We start from the raw sequence: 7,299 nt of genomic DNA, 5'->3' as shown, positions 1-7,299 counted from the left end.
CGGAGGTCCACGTCGCACACCAGCGCGGGCCGCGGCCCCGGGCGGGCGGCGGGGGCGGCGCGGGACTCGCGGACGAACGCCTCCAGCTCCCTGGTCGCCGGCTTGGCCCGGTGGTCCACGGTGAACAGGCCGAGGTCGTACTCCCGGTCGGGGAAGTCGGCCAGGGCACGGTCGAGATCATGGGAACACCACCAGGTGACGCCCCACAGGGCGGGGTTCGCGGTGACCGCGCCGAGCATCCGGCGGACGAACTCGGGCGCGTCGGCCTCCGGGATGTCGGGGCGGGGGGCGCCCACCTCCTGCAGCCAGACGGGCCGGGCCGGGTCGGCCGAGGTGGCCGCCGCCAGCTCGACGAGGTAGTCGGCGTGGGTCACGGTGGCCGGGCCGAGGGGGCCGTCCACGGCGGAGACGCCGTTGAAGACCCACGAGTGCACCGTCGTCAGGTCGCCGAGGTCCACGGCGTCGGCCGGCAGGAAGGGGTGACCGGGGTCGTACCAGGCGGCGTCGTAGAGGGAGTGGAGGCTCAGCAGGTGGGGAGCGGCGGCGCTCGCCACGCCGACGAGCTCGGCGGCCCAGCCGGCGGACGCCTCGGGGACCGTGGGGCTGGCCGGCCAGAGGTTGTTCACCTCGTTGCCGAGCGTCACGGCGAACACGTTGTCGCGGGTGGCGACGGCCCGGGTGAGCCGGTCGACGTAGGCGGCGACGCCCTCGCGCACGGCAGGGTCGGTGAAGACGCTGCGCTCGTGCCAGGTGAGCACCCAGGACGGCAGGAAGTCGAAGCTGGACAGGTGCCCCTGCAGCAGGTCCACGGCCACGGACAGGCCGAACTCGGCCGCCACGTCGATGAGGCCGAGCAGGTCGTCGATCCCGCGCTGCCGGATGAGCGCGCGGTTGGGCTGCAGCCACGGCCACACGGGGAACACCCGCACGTGGTCGAGCCCGATCCACGCCAGGTCCTCGAAGTCGCGGCGGGCGTCGTCGGCCGAGAAGTCGAGCCAGCTGTAGAACCAGCCCGCCGACGGCACGTAGTTGGCGCCGAAGCGGAGCGGGGCCGGTTTGGGGTGCGGCAGGGTCACGCGTCCTCCGGAGTGGGGTTCGGTTGCCCGCACCCTAAACCGCTTTAGTCGTCCCTGCCAAGACCGGGGGCCGCGGTGCTCTCGCGGACCACGAGCCGCGGGGTGGCCGTCTTGACGTCCAAGTGCCGCGCCGGATCGGCGATCACCTCCAGCAGCACCTCCGCGACCTGCCGCCCGAGCGCGAAGGTGTCGCGGGAGAGCGCGGTGATGGACGGGTGCGCGATCCTGGTCAGCACCGAGTCGTCGAACGCCACGATGGACACCTCGTCCGGCACCCGGACCCGCATCTCCGCCGCCACGCCCAGCCCCGCCAGCGCCATCACGTCGCTGTCGTAGACGATCGCGGTGGGCCGCCGGGCGCGCGAGAGCAGCGCGCGGGTGGCCGCCGCGCCCTCGGCGTCGCTGAAGTCGGTGGGCAGCGACACCGCGTCTACCAGACCGAGCCGGCGCGCGGAGTCTCGCAGCGCCCGCATCCGGCGCTGCGTGTGGCGGAAGGCGGGCAGCCCCGCCACGTGCGCCACCCGCCGGTGGCCGAGCGCGGCGAGGTAGTCGACCACCGACAGCATCGCCTCCCGGTCGTCGGCCCAGACGCTGGACAGCGAGCCGTGCCTGCCGGGCCCGCCGAGCACCACGGTGGGCACGCCGACCTCCTCCAGCGCCTCGATCCGCGGGTCGCGCACCTTCAGGTCCACCATGACGAACCCGTCGACCCGGTGCTCGGACGCCCAGCCGCGGTAAACCTCGATCTCGGCCTCGGCGTCCTCGACGACCAGCAGGTGCAGCGCCACCGACTGCGCCGACAGCCCGGCCTGCAGCCCCGACAGCAGGTGGGCGAAGAACGGCTCCACGCCGAGCGTGCTCGCCGGCCTGGCGATCACCAGGCCCACCGCCTCGGCCCTGGCCCCGCCCAGGGCCCGCGCGGCGCTGTGCGGTCGCCAGTTCATCTCCTTGGCCACCTGCAAAATGCGGGCCCTGGTCGCCTCGCTGACACCGGGGCGGCCGTTCAGAGCGAACGACACCGCGCCCTTGGAGACCCCCACGCGCTTCGCGATGTCGGCGATCGTCGGTCGGCTCAAGCGTGGCTCCTTCGTTGCGCGGAGGTTTACGGGAGGTTTCGCGGCTTTCGCCGCTCGACTTCGGCTGACCTATTGACATCGGAGTGTAGCGCGGTGGATAGTCCGGCAACTAGAGCGGTTTAGTACCCCAAGGAGAGCTTCATGCGAAGGTGCTGGGCAGGACTGGCCATGGCGGCCGTGATGGTCGCCGGGGGTTGTGGGCTCGGCGACGCCGGGCAGGGGAGCGCCGCCCCCGCGGCGGGCACCGCGACGGGTGCGGCGAACGGCGAGGTGAAGGGCAAGGTGAGCCTACAGACGTGGGCGCTGAAGCCCAAGTTCACCGACTACGTGCAGGGCGTCATCGACGCCTTCGAGAAGAAGCACCCCGGTGTCGAGGTCGAGTGGCTGGACCAGCCCGGTGAGGGCTACTCCGACAAGGTGCTCAGCCAGGCGGCAGGCGGCACCCTGCCCGACGTGGTCAACCTGCCTCCCGACTTCGCGCTCCCGCTGGTCAAGCAGGACCTGCTGCTCGACGTCTCCCAGGCGGACCCGAAGCTGGCCGGGGAGTACGTGCCCGGCGGCCTCGACGCCTACCGCTACCCCGGCGCCCAGGGCACGTACGGCTACCCCTGGTACCTCAACACCGACGTCAACTACTGGAACTCCGAACTGCTCACCAAGCACGGCCTGGACCCGAAGAAGCCGCCCGCGGACCTCGACCAGCTCATCGCCCAGGCCAGGACACTCAAGGAGAAGTCCGGCGGCAAGGTCTACCTGATGAGCCGCAGGCCGGAGCTCGGCGACCTGGCCAACGCCGGAGTGAAGCTCATGTCGGACGACGGCACGCGGTTCACCTTCAACACGCCGCAGGCCGCCGCGCTGCTCGACAAGTACCGCGGCGCGTTCAAGGAGGGCCTGCTGCCGCGCGACGTCCTGACCGACACCTACGCGGGCAACGCCAAGCTGTTCGGCGAGGGCACGGTGGCCTGGACGACCGGCGGCGGCAACTTCATCACCAGCCTGGCGACCGACAACCCGTCGCTCGCGCCCAAGGTCGTGCCGTCGGTGGCGATGGGCACCCCGCCCCTGTACGTCCAGGGCCTGTCGATCGCCCGGCAGACCAAGAACGCGCCCGCGGCGATCGCCCTGGCCCGCTGGGTGACCAGCCCGGAGAACCAGGCCGCCTTCGCCCACCTGGTGAACATCTTCCCGAGCACCAGGGCCTCGGCGGACGACCCGTTCTTCAGCAAGAGCGACGGCACCAACTCCGGCGACGCCAAGGTCATCGCGTTCACCTCGCTCGCCAAGGCCAAGATGCTCCAGCCCGTCCAGGTCAGCGAGGCGATGAACAAGTTCGTCAGGCAGCAGTTCGCGCTCGCGATGAGCGGAGAGACGACCTCTCAGGAGGCCCTCGACGCCGCCGTGGCCAAGTGCGACGAGCTGCTCAAGGGCTGACCCGACGTGACCCATCGGCGCTGGTTCACGCCGTGGCTGCTGGCGGCGCCCGCCGCGGTCTGGCTGATCGTCTTCTACGTCTGGCCGTCGATCAACACGGTGGTGCTGTCGTTCTCCAACGCCAAGCCGCTCGGCGGCGGGCGCTTCACCGGCCTGGAGAACTTCGCGCGGGTGCTGGACGACGACCAGCTCGCCGACGCGCTGCTCAACAGCGTCGTCTTCATGCTGGTCTGCCTGCCGCTGCTCACCGTGCTGCCGCTGCTGATCGCGATCCTGGTGGAGAAGAAGCTGCCCGGCATCATGTACTTCCGCACCGCCTTCTACACCCCGGTGATCGCCTCGGCCGTGGTGGTCGCGCTGATCTGGGGCTGGGTGCTGGACGACCGGGGCCTGGTGAACGGCTTCGCGCAGTGGCTGGGCGTGGTGGCGGAGCCCGTGCCGTTCCTCACCGACCGCTGGCTGCTGGTGTTCAGCGCGATCAGCCTGACCGTCTGGAAGGGCCTCGGCTACTACATGATCATCTACCTCTCGGCGCTCGGCAACGTACGGCGCGAGCTGCACGAGGCCGCCGCCGTCGACGGCGCCGGTCCCGTGCGGCGCTTCTGGAGCGTCACCGTACCCGGCGTGCGCAACACGATGCTGCTGGTCTCCGTGCTGGTGTCCGTCTCCGCCCTGCGCGTGTTCTCCGAGCTGTACGTGCTGTCCAACGGCACCGGCGGCCCGGGCGGCCGCGCCATGTCGGTCGTCATGCTCATCCAGCTCTACAGCCGCGGCTTCACCGGCCACCTCGGCTACGCCTCGGCGCTCAGCATCGTCCTGCTGGCCATCACGATCGGGCCGATGCTCATGCTGCTGCGGCTCAACAGGAAGGCGGCCTGACATGGCGGCGCACGCCAGGCGGCGCCGGAACGCGCGGCCGAGCGGGTTCGCCACGGTCACCCCGCGCGAGAAGGCGCTGCGCTACGCGCTGCTCCTGCTCGTGCTGGCACTCACCGTCTCGCCGTTCCTGTGGCAGCTGTCCACCTCGCTCAAGGGGCTCGGCGAGGACATCTTCACCCGGACGCCGAGCTTCCTCCCGGAGCAGCCGACGCTCGGCAACTACGCCGAGGTCGCCAGGACCATCCCCGTCTGGGCCTACGCCGCCAACTCGCTGATCGTGGCCGCCATCGTGGTCTCGGGCAACGCCGTCGGCGCGACCCTCGCCGGGTACGCGCTGGCCAAGCTCCGCTTCCGGGGCGCGAAGCTGCTGCTCGGCGCGTTCCTGGCGACGCTCGTGCTGCCCGGCGAGGTCACGATCGTCTCCCAGTACGTCACCATTCGCAGCATGGGCCTGGCCGACACGCTCCTGGGCGTCGCGCTGCCCGGCGCGATCAGCATGCTGAACGTCCTGCTCATGTGCACCGCGTTCCAGGCGATACCGCGCGAGATGGACGAGGCCGCGATCATCGACGGCGCGACCGCCTGGCAGCGGCTGCTCCACATCGGCCTGCCGAACGTCCGCGGCATGCTCAGCGTCATCACGATCTTCGCGTTCATCGGCGCGTGGGACGACTTCCTGTGGCCGCTCATCGTCCTCAACGACCCGCAGAACTACACCCTCACGGTAGGCCTGCAGTACCTCAACGGCACATTCAGCGCCAATCCCCGCCTCATCGCCGCGGGCACCATGATTTCCTTCTTGCCGATAGTGGTCGTCTTCGCGGCGCTCCAGCGGTTCTTCTTCCGGGGAGTCGAGGAAGGCGCGATCAAGGGCTGACCGCCCGCCGCCAGTCAGACAGTTGGGAGCCTCCAGATGCATGACGACCGCAAGCTGGTCGAAGCCCGCCTCAAGCGCGTGCTGGACGAGCGCGTCCGGCCCGCCGTGTATCCCGAGTCCGTGCCGCTCGACGTGGCCGTCTGGCACGCGCCCGGCGAGCCGGTGCCGGTCGCCGAAGGGCTGGCCGCCGTCCCCGAGCCCATCGCGGCCGGCGACCGGTGGGGCGCGCCGTGGGGCACGAGCTGGTTCACGGTCACCGGCACGGTGCCCGCCGAGTGGGCGGGCCGCACGGTCGAGGCCGTCCTGGACCTGGGATTCGACGAGAACATGCCCGGCTTCCAGTGCGAAGGGCTCGTCTACCTCTCCGACGGCAGCCCCGTGAAGGGCCTCAACCCCCGCAACCAGTGGGTACGCGTCGGGGCGCCCGTCCAGGGCGGCGAGGAGGTGCGGCTGCACATCGAGGCCGCGTCCAACCCGGTCATCCTCGACTACCACCCCTTCCGGCCCACCCGGCTCGGCGACAAGGAGACCGCCGGCAGCGAGCCCCAGTACACGCTGGCCCGCATGGACCTGGCCGTCTTCGACGAGACCGTGTGGCGGCTCGTGATGGACCTGGAGGTGCTCGGCGAGCTCATGCACGAGCTGCCCGCCGACGGGGCCCGCCGCTGGGAGATCACGCGCGCCGTCGACAGGGCCCTCGACGCCCTCGACCTGCAGGACGTGAACGGCACCGCCGCCGCGGCCCGCGACCGGCTGGCCGGCGTCCTGTCCACGCCCGCGCAGCCGTCGGCGCACCGCGTCAGCGCGGTCGGCCACGCGCACATCGACTCGGCGTGGCTGTGGCCGCTGCGCGAGACGGTCAGGAAGGTCGCCCGCACCGCGTCCAACATGACCGCGCTGCTGCGCGACGAGCCCGAGTTCGTCTTCGTCATGTCGCAGGCGCAGCAGTGGGCGTGGATCAAGGAGCACCGGCCCGAGGTCTGGGCGAACGTCACCAAGGCCGTCGCCGCCGGCCGTTTCGTGCCCGCCGGCGGCATGTGGGTCGAGTCCGACACCAACATGCCCGGGGCGGAGGCCATGGCCCGGCAGTTCGTGCACGGCAAGCGGTTCTTCCTGGAGGAGTTCGGCATCGAGACCGACGAGGTGTGGCTGCCCGACACGTTCGGCTTCGCGGCCGGGCTGCCGCAGATCATCAGGGCAGCCGGCTCCAGGCGGCTGCTCACCCAGAAGATCTCGTGGAGCCGGACCAACACCTTCCCGCACCACACCTTCCTGTGGGAGGGCATCGACGGCAGCCGCGTCTTCACCCACTTCCCGCCCGTGGACACGTACAACTGCTCCATGAAGGGCGGCGAGATCGCCCACGCGGCGCGCAACTTCAAGGACAAGGGCGTCGCCCGGCACTCCCTCGCCCCCACCGGCTGGGGCGACGGGGGCGGCGGCACCACGCGCGAGATGGTGGCCAAGGCGGCGCGGATGCGCGACCTCGAAGGCTCGGCCACCGTCACCTGGGAGACGCCTGCCGAGTTCTTCGCCAAGGCCGAGGCCGAGTACCCCAACCCGCCCGTGTGGGTCGGCGAGCTCTACCTGGAGCTCCACCGCGCCACGCTCACCAGCCAGGCCAAGACCAAGCAGGGCAACCGGCGCAGCGAGTCGCTGCTGCGCGAGGCCGAGCTGTGGGCGGCCACCGCCGCCGTGCGGGCCGGGGCGCCGTACCCGTACGCGCAGCTCGACCGCCTCTGGAAGACCGTGCTGCTGCACCAGTTCCACGACATCCTGCCCGGCTCGTCCATCGCCTGGGTGCACCGGGAGGCCGCGAAGACGTACGCGGCGGTGGCCGGGGAGCTGGAGGGCGTCATCGGCGCGGCGCAGCGCGCCCTGGCGGGCGATCCCGCCGCGGGCGAACTGTGCTTCAACGCCGCGCCGCACGCGCGCCACGGCGTCCCCGCCGGCGGGG

The 7,299-nt window shown here is 71.4% G+C and carries 6 protein-coding genes; 4 read left to right on the top strand and 2 right to left on the bottom strand.

Going from position 1 to position 7,299, the window contains the following annotated elements:
• Positions 1-1,076 (bottom strand): glycoside hydrolase 5 family protein (locus DQW85_RS31005; RefSeq protein ID WP_113703351.1); only part of this gene is annotated, 1,076 nt, incomplete at its 3' end.
• 44 nt (positions 1,077-1,120) lie between these two features.
• Positions 1,121-2,152: a LacI family DNA-binding transcriptional regulator gene (locus DQW85_RS31000; protein ID WP_113703350.1), complete on the bottom strand. Its 1,032-nt coding sequence runs from the start codon at positions 2,150-2,152 to the stop codon at positions 1,121-1,123.
• Positions 2,153-2,293: 141 nt separating this feature from the next.
• On the opposite strand from DQW85_RS31000, the gene DQW85_RS30995 reads away from it, so the two are divergent.
• The 4 genes from DQW85_RS30995 to DQW85_RS30980 all read left to right on the top strand — a co-directional run.
• Positions 2,294-3,586: an ABC transporter substrate-binding protein gene (locus tag DQW85_RS30995; protein ID WP_113703349.1), complete on the top strand. Its 1,293-nt coding sequence runs from the start codon at positions 2,294-2,296 to the stop codon at positions 3,584-3,586.
• A 6-nt stretch (positions 3,587-3,592) separates the two neighbouring features.
• Positions 3,593-4,465 (top strand): carbohydrate ABC transporter permease, encoded by an 873-nt coding sequence (locus tag DQW85_RS30990; RefSeq protein WP_113703348.1) that lies wholly within the window; start codon positions 3,593-3,595, stop codon positions 4,463-4,465.
• Position 4,466: 1 nt separating this feature from the next.
• On the top strand, positions 4,467-5,342 hold the full coding sequence (locus DQW85_RS30985; RefSeq protein WP_113703347.1) for a carbohydrate ABC transporter permease: 876 nt from the start codon (positions 4,467-4,469) through the stop codon (positions 5,340-5,342).
• Between the two features lie 36 nt (positions 5,343-5,378).
• The coding region (locus DQW85_RS30980; protein WP_162795513.1) for an alpha-mannosidase at positions 5,379-7,299 on the top strand (1,921 nt) is incomplete at its 3' end.

Origin of the sequence: Nonomuraea lactucae (assembly GCF_003313395.1) — a bacterium.
Taxonomy (GTDB): Bacteria; Actinomycetota; Actinomycetes; order Streptosporangiales; family Streptosporangiaceae; genus Nonomuraea; species Nonomuraea lactucae.
Note: the sequence above shows the minus strand (reverse complement) of the source record. Positions and strands in the feature narration are given on the sequence as shown.